General features: G+C 32.3%; 14 protein-coding genes. 10 read left to right on the forward strand and 4 right to left on the reverse strand.

Annotated features, from left to right (window positions below; all coding sequences use genetic code 11):
* The coding region (locus ACIQ2S_RS05640) for a hypothetical protein (RefSeq protein ID WP_396173742.1) at positions 1–1,168 on the forward strand (1,168 nt) is incomplete at its 5' end.
* Here ACIQ2S_RS05640 and wecB read toward each other — a convergent pair.
* Entirely contained in the window at positions 1,134–2,258 is a 1,125-nt protein-coding gene (wecB, locus tag ACIQ2S_RS05645) for a non-hydrolyzing UDP-N-acetylglucosamine 2-epimerase (RefSeq protein WP_396173744.1), read from the reverse strand. The two genes, ACIQ2S_RS05640 and wecB, sit on opposite strands and share 35 nt — an antisense overlap.
* 75 nt (positions 2,259–2,333) lie before the next feature.
* Between wecB and ACIQ2S_RS05650 the strand changes: the two genes are divergently transcribed.
* The 6 genes from ACIQ2S_RS05650 to ACIQ2S_RS05675 all read left to right on the forward strand — a co-directional run bounded on the left by ACIQ2S_RS05650 (position 2,334) and on the right by ACIQ2S_RS05675 (position 9,013).
* Positions 2,334–3,437 (forward strand): glycosyltransferase family 4 protein, encoded by a 1,104-nt coding sequence (locus ACIQ2S_RS05650; protein WP_396173746.1) that lies wholly within the window; start codon positions 2,334–2,336, stop codon positions 3,435–3,437.
* 89 nt (positions 3,438–3,526) lie between these two features.
* Entirely contained in the window at positions 3,527–4,633 is a 1,107-nt protein-coding gene (locus ACIQ2S_RS05655) for a DUF1972 domain-containing protein (protein WP_396173749.1), read from the forward strand.
* Positions 4,575–5,909 (forward strand): O-antigen ligase family protein, encoded by a 1,335-nt coding sequence (locus tag ACIQ2S_RS05660; protein WP_396173751.1) that lies wholly within the window; start codon positions 4,575–4,577, stop codon positions 5,907–5,909. The genes ACIQ2S_RS05655 and ACIQ2S_RS05660 overlap by 59 nt, the downstream gene beginning before the upstream one ends.
* Positions 5,906–6,889: a UDP-glucuronic acid decarboxylase family protein gene (locus ACIQ2S_RS05665; RefSeq protein ID WP_396173753.1), complete on the forward strand. Its 984-nt coding sequence runs from the start codon at positions 5,906–5,908 to the stop codon at positions 6,887–6,889. Before ACIQ2S_RS05660 ends, ACIQ2S_RS05665 begins: the two co-directional genes overlap by 4 nt.
* 1 nt (position 6,890) lies before the next feature.
* Positions 6,891–8,258, forward strand: a complete 1,368-nt coding sequence (locus ACIQ2S_RS05670) for an undecaprenyl-phosphate glucose phosphotransferase (protein ID WP_396173755.1) — start codon at positions 6,891–6,893, stop codon at positions 8,256–8,258.
* A 2-nt stretch (positions 8,259–8,260) separates the two neighbouring features.
* The gene (locus ACIQ2S_RS05675; protein WP_396173757.1) at positions 8,261–9,013 is read left to right on the forward strand and encodes a glycosyltransferase family 2 protein; all 753 of its coding nucleotides are present in this window, start codon (positions 8,261–8,263) and stop codon (positions 9,011–9,013) included.
* Here the strand turns inward: ACIQ2S_RS05675 and ACIQ2S_RS05680 are convergent.
* Complete coding sequence (locus tag ACIQ2S_RS05680; protein ID WP_396173759.1) at positions 9,010–10,320, reverse strand: phenylacetate--CoA ligase family protein; 1,311 nt, start codon at positions 10,318–10,320, stop codon at positions 9,010–9,012. The two genes, ACIQ2S_RS05675 and ACIQ2S_RS05680, sit on opposite strands and share 4 nt — an antisense overlap.
* Before the next feature lie 135 nt (positions 10,321–10,455).
* On the opposite strand from ACIQ2S_RS05680, the gene purD reads away from it, so the two are divergent.
* On the forward strand, positions 10,456–11,727 hold the full coding sequence (purD, locus tag ACIQ2S_RS05685; RefSeq protein ID WP_396173762.1) for a phosphoribosylamine--glycine ligase: 1,272 nt from the start codon (positions 10,456–10,458) through the stop codon (positions 11,725–11,727).
* A 27-nt stretch (positions 11,728–11,754) separates the two neighbouring features.
* On the opposite strand, the gene ACIQ2S_RS05690 is transcribed toward purD, so the two are convergent.
* On the reverse strand, positions 11,755–11,985 hold the full coding sequence (locus ACIQ2S_RS05690; RefSeq protein ID WP_396173765.1) for a uracil phosphoribosyltransferase: 231 nt from the start codon (positions 11,983–11,985) through the stop codon (positions 11,755–11,757).
* Between the two features lie 46 nt (positions 11,986–12,031).
* On the opposite strand from ACIQ2S_RS05690, the gene ACIQ2S_RS05695 reads away from it, so the two are divergent.
* Positions 12,032–12,961: a DUF6427 family protein gene (locus ACIQ2S_RS05695; protein WP_396173767.1), complete on the forward strand. Its 930-nt coding sequence runs from the start codon at positions 12,032–12,034 to the stop codon at positions 12,959–12,961.
* Here the strand turns inward: ACIQ2S_RS05695 and upp are convergent.
* Positions 12,956–13,609 carry a uracil phosphoribosyltransferase gene (upp, locus tag ACIQ2S_RS05700; protein WP_396173769.1) on the reverse strand — a complete coding sequence of 218 codons (654 nt, stop codon included), beginning with the start codon at positions 13,607–13,609 and terminating at the stop codon, positions 12,956–12,958. The genes ACIQ2S_RS05695 and upp overlap by 6 nt on opposite strands.
* 69 nt (positions 13,610–13,678) lie before the next feature.
* Between upp and ACIQ2S_RS05705 the strand changes: the two genes are divergently transcribed.
* The gene (locus ACIQ2S_RS05705) at positions 13,679–14,284 is read left to right on the forward strand and encodes a DUF4254 domain-containing protein (protein ID WP_396173772.1); all 606 of its coding nucleotides are present in this window, start codon (positions 13,679–13,681) and stop codon (positions 14,282–14,284) included.
* Positions 14,285–14,453: the final 169 nt, after the last annotated feature.

Consider the following 14,453-nt stretch of genomic DNA (forward strand, 5'->3'; position numbering starts at 1 on the left):
TTTTTTAATTTGGTCATTTACTGTATTGATCACTATTCAAACAAAATACTCGTTTTCTGTAGTAAAACAATTGCTCTGTTTTACATTGATTTTGACTATAGCTTTTTTCAGTAGTTTCTATTATGCTTTTGAAAATTTTGCATTCATAAGAGATATTACCTATTTACTCAAACCTATTATAGGTTTACTTGTAGGTTATCAATTGTGTAAAAACCATATAAAAAATCCTTTTGATACAGCCATAAAAGTAGGTGTTCTACTCGCAATCATTCACATAATAATTGTGGGTTACGGATTTGTTTTTAAAGGTTTTAGCAATATTCATCAGATTCGATCCTATGCAGGTTTTTTCAGTGATTATGAAGTGTATGTAATTATAATGGTTTTGTTTGCGAGAGAATTAGGAGTGACCCTTTCTCAAAAACAGTTTTACTTATTTTTAGCACTTTTAGTCTTTTCCTCTTTCCTCTATCTTTCCCGTACTAATTTTATTCAGTTTGTCATTCTGTTTTTTGCCATTAAAGGGTTTTTTGTACCCAGTAGAAAGAAGTTAATTGGTCTTATTTCATTAGTTTTAGCCGGATTGGTTTTTTATTCGGCTATTCTGTATTACAATCCCAAAAGAAATGCTAAAGGAATTGAGGCTTTTTTATATAAAGTAAAAATTGCTCCAACCGAGCCATTTAAAACCAAAGTAAACAAAGAGGATTACGTTGATTTTAACGATAATTATCGCTCTGTTGAAAACATACATACGTTACGTCAAATGAGGAGTGCGGGTGATTATGCGGTTTTATTTGGAAAAGGTTTAGGATCAACCATCGACTTGAATACAAAAGTATGGTTGGGCGATTCAGAATTACGTCATATTTCTGTATTACATAATGGATTCATGACGGTTTATTTAAAATCTGGAGTAGTTGGGGTTTTGATTTTATTTGTAACAATTATTTTACTTTTCAGATTCCGTAAAGCCAAGAACCCAATTGAACAGCGAATAAATTACTTATTAACCGGAACTGCTATTTTTCTATTTATTTCCTATTGGGTTTTTATGGGTTTTTATTTCAAAGCCGATACCAAAGCAATTTTGATTGGATTACTTTTAGCTTATTCGGAACGATTAACTAAAGTTAATTGGATTGCGAATACTTCAAAATCTCTTTAATCTGTTCGCAAGTGGTTCCATCACCATAAGGATTAGAAGAAGAGGCAATACTTGAATAATAGGATTGATTTTCTAACAATTTTAGAGCTACTGACACAATTTTAAACTTGTCAGAACCTACTAAAATGGCTGTGCCTGCATCCACACCTTCTGTGCGTTCAGTTACTTCACGTAACACTAAAACAGGCTTGCCTAAACTCGGAGCTTCTTCTTGAATGCCGCCGGAATCAGTTAAAATCAAATAACTTTTGTCCATCATCCAAATCAATTCTTGATAATCCAAAGGTGTAATTAATTTGATGTTGGGAGCAATTAATTTTTGATGAGCTATTTCTTTAATGTTCGGATTCAAATGAACCGGATAAACTATTTCTACATTTTCGCTTTGCGAATGAGCAATTTCCAGTATTGCTTCACAAATTTCTTCAAAAGGTTTGCCAAAGTTTTCTCTTCTGTGACAAGTCACGAGAACAATTTTTTTTGAAAAATCAATGGATTTAAACTGATTTAAAAATGTGGATTCATTGGTTTTTTTTATTTTTTCTAAACCCATTAAAAGTGCATCAATTACTGTATTTCCAACCACATAAACATTTTTGGTAATATTTTCATTATTGAGATTTTCTTTTGAAACCGCCGTTGGGCAAAAATGATAAGAGGCTAATTTTGAGGTCAATACCCGATTCATTTCCTCAGGAAACGGTGAGTGCATATCGTGACTTCTGAGTCCGGCTTCAATGTGAACCACTTCAATTTTTTGATAAAAAGCAGCTAAAGAAGCTGCTAAAACAGTAGTTGTGTCTCCTTGAACAAATACATAATCAAAAGCGTCTGTTAAAAGAATATCGGTGGTAATTCGTGCAATTAAATCAGAAGTCAATTGATGAAGCGTTTGGTTGTGCTTCATAATATTCAAATCATAATCTACTTTAATGTCAAAAAAGCCAATTACTTGATCCAGCATTTGACGGTGTTGAGCCGTAACTGCTACTTTTACGTCAAAGTTAGAATCATTGGAAAAGCTGGCAATTAATGGAGCCATTTTAATAGCTTCCGGACGCGTTCCAAATACAAAAAGAACTTTTTTCATGGACAAAGTAAAAAGATTTTAAAGAAATGTAAAACTACTAATTAAAACTATATTTGCAAGATAGAATAGTATACGATGAGAGTTTTATTTCAAACCCGAACCAATTTATTTGAAGCACCCGGTGGCGATATGGTTCAAATGCTTAAAACAAAAGAATTTCTAGAAAAAAAAGGCATACAAGTCGATATATCTTTAGATTTTGAACCTAATTTAGAAGGTTACGATTTGGTTCATTTATTCAATTTAATGGAACCGCAAGATATTTATCTCCAGTTAAAAAATGCACAAAGGCAAAACAAAAAAGTAGTACTCTCTACTATTTACGGATTATATACCGAATTTGAACGAAAAGCAAGAGGAGGACTTTTTCAAAAAGTGGCCAATTTTTTATCTCCTTATCAAATTGTATATATTAAAACACTAGTAAAGCATTATAAAGAAAAAAGAATGCACAAAGGTGTTATAAAAATGCTGTACAAAGGTTATTACGGACTAATGAAAGAAATTGTGGACAACACAAGTGTTTTTCTTCCCAATTCAGATTCTGAAATGAAGCGTGTGGCAAGGGAATTCAAACTTAAAAACCCAAAATACGTTAGTATTCCCAATGCCATAGATAAATCTGTTTTTAAGGAATCAGATGACAATCAAGTGAATCCTTTTTTAAAATATAATGATTGTATTTTGTGTGCAGCCAGAATTGAAGGCAGAAAATCAACTCTAAATTTAGTTCGAGCAGTAAAAAATACTAATTACCAACTTGTTTTGGTTGGAAAAGAATCGCAAAATCAAAAGGAGTACGTCAAGCAAGTACATGAAGAAGCAGGGGATAATGTTACTTTTTTAGGTGCAATTTCTCACGAAGAATTAAACAAATTATATCAAGTTTGTAAAGTTCATGCTTTGGTGAGTTGGATGGAAACGCCCGGATTATCATCATTGGAAGCAGCTGCAATGGGCAAAAATATTGTAGTAACCACCAAAGGTGATACCTATGATTATTTTGAAGATTATGCTTTTTATTGTGAACCCGATGATGTAGAATCAATCAAAATTGCAATTGATGAAGCTTATAATTCTCCGGTAAATCCTAAATTAAAAGAAAAAATTCTTGAGAAGTATACTTGGGAACAAACGGCTATTGAAACATTGAAAGCTTATGAATTGGCGATGCAATAATTCATTTTTTTCGATTAATTTTATTGTATTACATTCTGTTAGTTTCATGTAAAACCTTATTTTTGCCAGCAGACCAACCTAAAAAACGAATGAAAATAGCAATACTCGGAACACGCGGCATCCCCAATTACTACGGAGGTTTCGAACAGTTTGCCGAATTTTTTTCGGTGTATTTAGCTGAAAAAGGACACGAAGTTTATTGCTATAACTCTCACAATCATAAATTTCAGGAAAAAAATTTCAAAGGTGTACATATTATTCACCAAAACGATCCGGAGTATAAATACGGAACTTTTGGGCAATTTATCTACGATTACAATTGTATTTCAGATTCTCGCAAAAGAGATTTTGATATTATTCTGCAATTGGGTTACACTAGTAATTCAATTTGGTTTTTTATGCTTCCCAAAAAAGCGATTACTATTACAAATATGGACGGAATTGAATGGAAACGTTCTAAATATAGCAGACCGGTTCAACAGTTTCTTCGCTTTGCCGAACGTTTAGCAGCAATAAGTAGCGATCATTTGGTTTCCGATTCTATTGGCATTCAAAGCTTTTTGAAAAAAAGATATAAGAAAGAATCTACCTATATTGCTTACGGAGCTCATCCTTTTAACAGTCCAAACGAGTCAATTTTGAACGAGTATCAAGTTGAAAAAGATAATTTTAACATGATTATGGCCCGTTTCGAACCTGAAAATAATTTTGAAATGGTTTTGGATGGTGTGGTTAAAAGTAACGATGAAACACCGATTTTGGTGATAGGTAATCACAAGACCAAATATGGTGAAGTGTTGAAAAACAAATACAAAGCGAATGCTAATATTCGTTTCATGGGTGCCATTTACAATTTAGAACACCTAAATAATCTTCGTTATTATTCTAAACTTTATTTTCATGGACATTCCGTTGGTGGAACAAATCCTTCTCTTTTAGAGGCAATGGCATCACAAGCATTAGTTTTAGCTCAAAATAATGATTTTAATAAAGGGATTTTAAAAGAAAACAGCTACTATTTTTCAAATGCTGATGACGTTAAAAATTTACTTCTTACAATCAAAAAAAGTGATAACTTGCAATTCATTCAAAACAATTTTGAAGCCATTGTAAACAATTTTAACTGGGAGAAAATAAATGGGGAGTATCTTCAACTTTTTGAACAATGTCTGGCTGAATCTAAAGTTAGAAAATAAAGAAAACTCTTCGTTTATCCCTTTTATTTTATTGATTACTACGATTCCTTTGTCTTTGGGAATTAATAATGTTTGTTTAATTTTATTTGCTCTTTCTGTACTTGTCAAATTCAAATCTAATTCATTCAAATTTCAATTCAGTTTAGTTCCACCGATTGCTTTATTTCTTTTGTTTGCACTATCAATTGTTTGGAGTATTGACCAAGCAAAATCTATAAATTCATTACCAAAAGTAATTGGATTACTAGCTGTTCCTGTATTGTTTATGTTCAGCAAACCATTTACAAAACAACAAATTCAAAAAATCGTCTGCTATTACAGTTATGCTATGGTTCTGTATGTATTGTTCTATTTGATAAAAGCAACCATAAGATTTATTATTTCAGGAACTGTTGAAGTATTTTTTTACCATGAATTAGTTACTCAACCTGTTAATGCAATTCATGTTTCTGTTTATGTAGCTCTTGCCTTTTTTTACTTTTTTAATCGATTATCAAAAACTAAAGTAGAAGTTTTTAGTTGTTTTTTGCTTTTTACCTTTCTGCTTTTGTTGTCATCAAAAAATATAGTTCTTGTATTTTTCATCCTGTTAATGGCAAATTATTTTTTTGTTTTCAGAAAAGCAATGAACCTAAATGCAGTTTCAACAATTGTTGCTGCTGCATTGGTAGTTTTCTTTATTTTTTTTGGAAAAATAAAAGAGCGATTCAATGAGGAAGTTTTATCGAATATATCAGAAAATGTTGACGCTTCTCATTTTAGCAGAGACATGAAAGGAGTGAATGTTGTTAGTATCAAAGAAGCTTGGACCAATGAAAAATTTACACCCAATGATTATTTCCCGGGAACCGCATTTAGAGTTTTACAGAATCGAGTTTTTTGTGAACTTCTTGAAGAGGAATCTATTTTTTGGAAAGGATTTGGATTAAATGCCGCACAAAAAAAAATAGAAGAAAAGGCAATTCAGTACAATCTGTTTCTAGGTAATGCGAATGAAGAAGGGTATCAAAGTAAAAATTTTCATAATCAATACATTCAAATTTTCGCAGAAACAGGAGTTTTTGGAGTACTGGTTTTACTGATAATTCTATTTTTTAATGGTAAAAAAACTATACAGTCAAAAGATTTTGTTCAAATATCTTTTGCAGTTCTAATGATAAGTTTATTTTTGACTGAAAGTTTTTTGAGTAGGCAAAGAGGCGTGATGTTTTTCGCCTTGTTTTTTTGTCTTTTCAACTCAATAAATATAAGTGCCCCCGAAAGCAAAAAATTATGAAAAGAATATTAATTACAGGAGCCGCAGGCTTTTTAGGCTCTCATTTGTGCGATCGATTTATCAAAGAAGGATATTATGTGATTGGTATGGATAACTTGATTACTGGAGATTTAAAAAATATTCAGCACTTATTCAAATTAGAAAATTTTGAGTTTTACCACCATGATGTAACCAAATTTGTATTTGTTCCAGGGAATTTAGATTATATTCTCCATTTTGCGTCACCTGCGAGTCCAATTGATTATCTGAAAATACCTATTCAAACCTTGAAGGTGGGATCTTTGGGTACACATAATTTATTGGGTTTAGCGAGAGTTAAAAAAGCAAGAATATTGATTGCGTCAACTTCAGAAATTTACGGAGATCCATTAATTCATCCGCAAACTGAAGAATACTATGGAAATGTAAACACAATTGGTCCAAGAGGAGTCTACGATGAAGCGAAGCGTTTTCAAGAGTCAATTACAATGGCGTATCACACCTTTCATGGATTGGAAACCAGAATTGTCCGTATTTTCAACACCTATGGTCCAAGAATGCGATTAAATGATGGCCGAGTAATTCCGGCATTTATCGGACAAGCATTGCGCGGGGAGGATTTGACAATTTTTGGAGACGGTATGCAAACGAGGTCTTTTTGTTATGTAGATGATCAAGTAGAAGGAATCTACAGATTACTTTTGTCTGATTATCATATGCCGGTTAATATTGGAAATCCGGACGAAATTACCATCAAAGATTTTGCTGACGAAATTATAAAATTAACCGGAACCGCTCAAAAAGTGGTCTATCATCCGCTTCCAATAAATGATCCTTTGCAACGTCAACCGGATATTACCAAGGCAAAAACAATTTTAGGATGGGAACCAAAAGTTATCAGATCGGAAGGAATGAAAATAACCTATGATTATTTTAAAACACTTTCCACAGCAGAATTGCTAAAAGAGGAACACAAAGATTTTTCAGGATTTATTCATTAAAATGGTTGCATCTCAAAAAGGAAGGTATTCAAAATTCATCAGACCAATAAGTGTTTCTGTAGACTTGTTGGTACTCTTCTTTTTATCACTTTTTTTCTATCAAGGTCTGAATATAGATTTTGTAATTTTTGAATCTTACCAGATTTTATTTTGGTTTTTAATTGCCTTTTTTGTTGGATTTTATGAGGTGTATCGATTTACGACACCCGTTGAAATTTTGTCAAAAATTCTGAAACAATTTGCAGTTTTTACCCTTGTATTAATTGCCTATTTTCCTCTGGCTAAAGAATCCATTTTTAGCGGAAAAGCCACTGCATTCTTTACAACTTCTAGTTTTTTAGTAATTGTTTTTATAAAGTATTTACTTTTTTATTACCTTAAAAAGTACCGTATTGTAACAGGGAGCAATTTTAGAAATGCCGTTATTATTGGATATACGGAAGAGGCTAAAAATTTGAAAAATCTTTTTGAAAATAGAAATGATTTCGGCTACCGCTTTTTTGGGTATTTTTCTGATAAGCAAGCCAATGAAAATATCAAAGGTAAAGTGTCCGACATCAAAGCCTTTGTATTGGAAAATAAAATCGATGAAATTTATTGTTCATTGAACGAAATTAGCAATGATCAATTGAAAGATTTAGTAGAATTTGTAGATGAAAACAATAAATCGATCAAATTTATTCCGGATTCAAACCAATTATTCTCAAAGAATTTGCGAATCGATTATTATGAAATGTTTCCGGTGCTATCACTGCAACGAACAATGCTGCATGATCCGGTAACCAAGACATTTAAAAGAGTATTTGATTTTTTATTTTCATTATTTGTCATTATTTTCATTTTATCATGGATGGCACCAATATTGGCAATTTTAATAAAATTGGAATCAAAAGGACCTGTTTTTTTTAAACAAGGAAGACCAGGATTGGATGAGGAGGAATTTTATTGTTACAAGTTCCGGTCCATGCAAATTAATAAAACGACAGAAAAGGAAGCTTCTAAAAACGATCCTAGAGTTACAAGAATTGGTCGATTTATGAGAAAAACCAGTCTAGATGAATTGCCGCAGTTCTTTAATGTACTTTTTGGAGATATGTCGGTTGTTGGTCCCAGACCCCATCTTTGGTCTCAAAATAAAACCTACGGCAATCGAATAAAAAAATACATGGTTCGTCATTACGTTAAACCAGGAATTACTGGTTTGGCTCAAGTAAGAGGCTTTCGTGGAGAAATCGAAACAGAAGAAGACATGATTAACCGAATTAAATTTGATGTTTTCTATATAGAAAACTGGTCGTTTGCCATGGATATAAAAATAATCGTGCAAACTGTGGTAAATATTTTTAAAGGAGAAGATAAAGCCTACTAATCATGGCCAAGCTTGTTTCAATTATCACACCTACATTTAACTCTGCTTCTTATATTGCCGAAACAATTCAATCGGTTCAAAATCAAACCTATCAAAATTGGGAAATGATTATTGTGGATGATGGCTCTACAGATGAAACCGTTTCCATCATTCAACAAATTCAAAAAACAGAACATCGAATTAATTTAGTTATTCAGCCGAAAAATGTTGGTCCTGCGATTACACGTAATATTGGAATTGAATTGGTACAAGGAAAGTATCTAACATTTTTGGATGCAGATGACCTTTGGTTTCCTGATTTTATTCAAAATAGCATTACGACTATTCAACAAACAAAAGTTCCGTTTGTTTTTTCTTCGTACAGACGAGCAGATGAGTCTTTGAATTTTGTTTATTCCGATTTTATTGTTCCACAAAAAGTGACGTACACCGATATACTGAAAACCAATTCAATCAGTTGTTTAACCGCTTTTTTAGATATAAATGTATTAGGGAAGAAATACATGCCAATTATCCAGAAAAGACAGGATATGGGCCTGTGGTTGCAATATTTAAAAAAAATTCCTTTTGCTCATGGTATTCAAGAACCAAAAGCCATTTATAGAATTCGTAAAAATTCGCTTTCTCGTAAAAAATCTGATTTAATTAAGTACCAATGGCAATTTTACAGAGAAGTTGAAAATTTAACTGTTACTCAATCGGCTTACTATATGGTACATTGGATGATTAGAGGTTTTTTGAAATATCGTAATTAAAGTTTCGATTGAAACTGTTTTAACTTCCCACTTTTACTTCGCTTTAAGATTTCTTTTCGCGTAAAAATAAATGTCAAACCCTCTTCTAAATAAGTTTGAATTGCTTCTTCAATTTTTTTAATCTGAATGGAAGTCAATTCAATCGAACTTACATATTCAATTTCAAATGTATCTAATTTTAATTGAGTAATGACAAATTCTTTGACATTACCATCATCTTCAATGATACTTTTTGTTACATAATAAAAGGTCAATCCTGGCGATTTTTTTCCGCTGGGCAAAAGGGCGATGTCATTGGTTCGTCCAATTAATTTTTTTAAAAGGGGTTTTTTAAACGTACTTTTTTTGTCCAAAATTCCAACATCGCCAATGTCGTACCGAATAAAAGAATGAGCTTTGTTATAAAGTGAAGTAATCACAATCCGTCCTTCTTGTCCATTAGGAACCGGTTGGTTTTTTTCATCTAAAATTTCTACAAAAAGCGTTTCAGTATTCACTTGCCATTCATTACCAATGTTTTGAAAAGCAATCAAATCTAATTCAGAAGCCCCGTATTCATTGACAATTGGCACACCTAAATGTTTTTCCAGAAGTTTCTTATCATCATCAAAAAGCATTTCGGATGTTACCAAACATACTTTTAAAGAGGGACAATAGTCTTTTAAAACGATGTTTTTAAGCTGTAAATATTTAGCAAATAACACAATCGAACTTGTATATCCGTTGATATAATCAAATTTTTTAAACTGGAATTTTCGCAAGATTTTTTCTAAAGTATCATCCGATAAATCAAAAATGGAGAATCGATACCGTTTACTTAATAAATCCTTCAGGTGTTCTTTTTTATTCCCAATAAAATCCAATGGAATTCCGTAAAATCGAGCTTGGTAGGAACGGTTGAAGTCGATGCCATACCATCCAAAAAGGCGTTTGACATTTGCCCAAGTCAACGCATGACAAAACTTGTCTTTGGCAAAAATAAAGGGATCGCCACTCGAACCCGAAGTTTTGTTAACATAACAATTTTTAGTAGTATAACCTTTGGAAAGTCTTTCAACCAAAGGTTTTTGAAATTCTTTTTTAGTAAGTACAGGAATATCATTCCAATTTTCTATGGATTTATTTCCAATAAAACCTTGATAGGAAGCGTTATTTTTTAAATGGAAATCAACAATTTCCTTTCTTTTTCTAATTATATATTGTTCATATTGTTCTTCAGGAATTGACAAAATTTCATCTAAAACTTCTCCAGCTTTCTTCATCGGAAAGCCTTTTAATTGTAGGGAAAGGTCAAAAAGTGGTAACACAAATAACGGATTAGTTCTTCAAAAATACTAAATCAAAATTCGACTTTTGGTAAACGTTACAATTTTTTGAAATTTTACCTTTTCATTCCATCCAAAACACCTTATTTTTGCACTTGAAACACACATTTTTTTATCATGACAATTTTACTACTTGGATCGGGCGGAAGAGAACATGCTTTGGCTTGGAAATTATTGCAAAGCAAGCGTTGTTCAAAATTATTAGTTGCTCCTGGAAATGCCGGTACTGAAAGTATTGCCGAGAACATTGCTATTGACCCAACCGATTTTGAAGCGGTAAAAAAAGTTGTTTTGGAGCAAGAAGTACAGATGGTTGTTGTTGGTCCGGAAGATCCGCTGGTAAAAGGAATCTACGACTTTTTTAAACACGATGAATTGTTAAAAAAGATTCCTGTGATCGGTCCGTCAAAAGTAGGTGCACAATTGGAAGGAAGTAAAGAATTTGCAAAAAAATTCTTGATAAAACACAATATTCCAACCGCTGCTTATGATAGTTTTACCGCTGAAACAGTGGAAAAAGGTTGTGCTTTTTTAGAAACATTAAGTCCACCATATGTTTTAAAAGCCGACGGTTTAGCAGCAGGAAAAGGAGTTTTAATTATTCAAGATTTACTAGAAGCAAAAACTGAATTACGAAATATGTTGGTGAACCAAAAATTTGGTCAAGCCAGTTCAAAAGTAGTAATTGAAGAGTTTTTAGACGGAATTGAATTGAGTTGTTTTGTGCTTACCGACGGTAAAAATTATAAAGTCCTGCCAACTGCCAAAGATTATAAACGCATTGGAGAAGGCGATACAGGGTTAAATACGGGCGGTATGGGAGCTGTATCTCCGGTTCCTTTTGCTGATGCTATTTTGTTAGAAAAAATTGAAACCCGAATTGTAAAACCAACGATTGATGGTTTACAAAAAGACGGAATAGAATACAAAGGTTTTGTTTTTATCGGTCTGATCAATGTTAAGGGCGAACCAATGGTTATTGAATACAATGTTCGAATGGGTGATCCGGAAACGGAAGTTGTGATGCCTAGAATTGAATCGGATTTGGTAGAATTATTCACTGCAGTGGCCAATCAAACATTGAATGAGGTTACGCTTGAAATTGATCCGCGAACTGCAACAACAATTATGGTGGTTTCAGAAGGCTATCCGGAAGAGTACGAAAAGGGAAAAGTAATCACTGGTTTAGACGCTATTGAAGGTTCGATTGCTTTTCATGCAGGAACTAAAACAGTTAATGGAACCACAGTGTCAAACGGAGGAAGAGTTATTGCGATGACTTCTTATGGAGAGACCTTTGAAGAAGCAATAAAAAAATCTTACCAAAATATAGCAAAACTACATTTTGATAAGATGTATTTTAGAAAAGATATCGGATTCGACTTATAAAAGAACTAGAAAAAAAACTTCTACTTTTTATTTTAAGAAAGAATGAGCCGTTGTATCTTGGTTTTCTTCGTTATTTGATTGGTGTAATTTCAATTGTAATGTCCAATATACAAGTGCCACGAAACAAATAATCATGAATATAAAATTCAACGTGTTTGCTCCCCACCAGTTTGATAATTCTGTGCTTCTGAAAAAGTCAAAAGGAAGAAATAAATAATCAACAAATAGCGTTTGAATTCCTTCGAAAAATGCTTTCATGGTATAAAGTGTTATATTTACAAATGCAAAAGTATAAAATATCCGAATGATTACAAGTATTTTTAGCAAATCAAGACCATTTAATTCTGTAATAGTTGTAATTGCCTTGGTTTTTTGTTTTGCTATCTACCAATTTAGAGATTTAAAAGCTGATTTATCAGTACTTACTGTTATTCAAAACCTTCTTGTTTTAGGACTGTTAATTTTTTCAATGTTCGTAACCAACTTTATTGCAAAACGCAATGATTTGAATAAAAACAATAGTTATACGCTTTTATTTCACTTGATTGCTTTCCTATTTTTTCCTATTATTTTCATGGATTTAAAAATAGTAATGGCCTCTTTTTTTGTCATTCTTGCCATGAGAAGAATGATTTCTATGCAGTCAATGCAATCACTTAAAGAGAAAATATTTGATGCTTCCCTATGGATTTTTGTAGCAACATTGTTTCATTTTTGGGCGATAATTTTTATCCTTTTGGTTTTTATCTCGATTATTTCGCATGCTTCGAGAGATTACAGAAATTGGATTATTCCTTTTATTGCCTTTTCTGGGGGGATTGTTATTACAATTTTCTTCGGACTTTTATTTAACCAAGAACCACTTTTTATTTATTTATACAGCATTGAAGCTGATTTTACATTTGATTATTTTAAAAGCAATATTCAAAACCTGTCGTTTGTTCTTTATGCACTGTACTCCTTACTATTTTTGACTGCTTTACTTTTTTCGTTGACCAAACGACCGCTAATTTTACTTTCGTCGTATTATAAAATTATTTCTTCTTTTATTATCGGGGTTTTTATTTATTTGGTTTCACCGGATAAAAACAATAGTTTGCTCATTTTTACTATTGCTCCTATGGTTATTATGGCCACCAGTTATATTGAAATTATCAGAGATAAAGTACTAAAAGAAATTATATTGATTAGTTTTTTAGTCATTGGTTTATTGATGTTTTTCTTTCAGTTATAATTTTTCGCCAAAAGCTAAATCTCCTGCATCTCCAAGACCGGGAATTATATACTTGTGTTCATTTAAACCATCATCCAATGCTCCAATCCATAAATGATAATTCGGAGAAAGATGATCTTCTAAATACTTAATTCCTTCAGGAGTTGCAATCGCTACAGCAATATGAATTTCTTTAGGTGTTTGCTTGCTAAGTAGTTTATTTAAAACTGCAACAATCGATTGACCCGTTGCAAGCATAGGGTCTATTAGAATAACCGTTTTATTTTCTAAGGAAGGAGCTGCTTGGTATTGCACAACAATTTCAAAAAAATCATCATTGTTGGGATGATGTCTGTAGGCAGAAATATATCCGTTTTCGGCCGTGTCAAAATAATTTAAAAAGCCTTGATGTAAGGTCAAACCCGCTCTTAAAATGGAACACAAAACCACTTGGTCTTTGACGGCAGCTGTTTTTTTAATTCCCAACGGTGTTTGTATGTCAACAGATTGAAACGTGAGTTTTTTACTGATTTCATAACTCATAATTTCTCCAATTCGTTCAATATTTCTCCGAAAACGCATACGGTCTTTTTGGATGTTAACATCTCGTATTTCAGCTAAAAAATGATTCAGTAGACTTTCATGCTCCGAGATTATATGTATGTGCATAAACGATTTGTATTGGAATTAGTTTGATAAAGGTATAAAAAGTATATTTGTATTTTAAAATACAGACGTATGTTTTCACAAATTGCCTTTTCCGTTTTTGAGCAAAGTATTGCTGATTATCACATTCATGACAGTGTGGATCAAGCTGTTAATAATCCGTATCCAAAGGATAAAATCGAACATTTATTGTATGCTAAAAATTGGGTAGACACCGTTCAATGGCATTACGAAGATATTATTCGCGATCCGCAAATTGATCCGGTAGCTGCTTTGGTTTTAAAAAGAAAAATTGATGCTTCCAATCAAGTTCGTACCGATATGGTAGAGTATATTGACAGCTATTTTCTTCAAAAATACAGCGGAGTAACAGTAAAAGCTGACGCAAAAATCAACACTGAAAGTCCGGCTTGGGCAATTGATCGTTTGTCGATTTTGGCTTTGAAAATTTATCACATGAATGAAGAAGCTAATCGAACAGAAGCTTCCGTTGAACATAGAGCCAAATGTCAAGAGAAATTAAATGTTCTATTGGACCAAAAAAGCGACATGTTTTCCTCAATTGATCAATTGTTGAAAGACATTGAAAGTGGCGATAAATTCATGAAAGTGTACAAACAAATGAAAATGTACAACGACGATGAATTAAATCCTGTGTTGTATCAAAATAAGAAGTAATTTTTTTTGAACCATTAAGAGATTAAGAAAAGTTAAGCATATAAACTTAATGAACCTTTATTTCTTAATGGTTTTTAATTTCTAAAAATCATTAATTGTCTCAAAATCCACAACATATCGCCGTAATCAGACTCTCTGCAATGGGCGATGTTGCGATGACAGTTCCTGT

It is taken from the genome of Flavobacterium sp. (assembly GCF_044371705.1).
In the GTDB taxonomy this organism is placed as follows: Bacteria; Bacteroidota; Bacteroidia; order Flavobacteriales; family Flavobacteriaceae; genus Flavobacterium.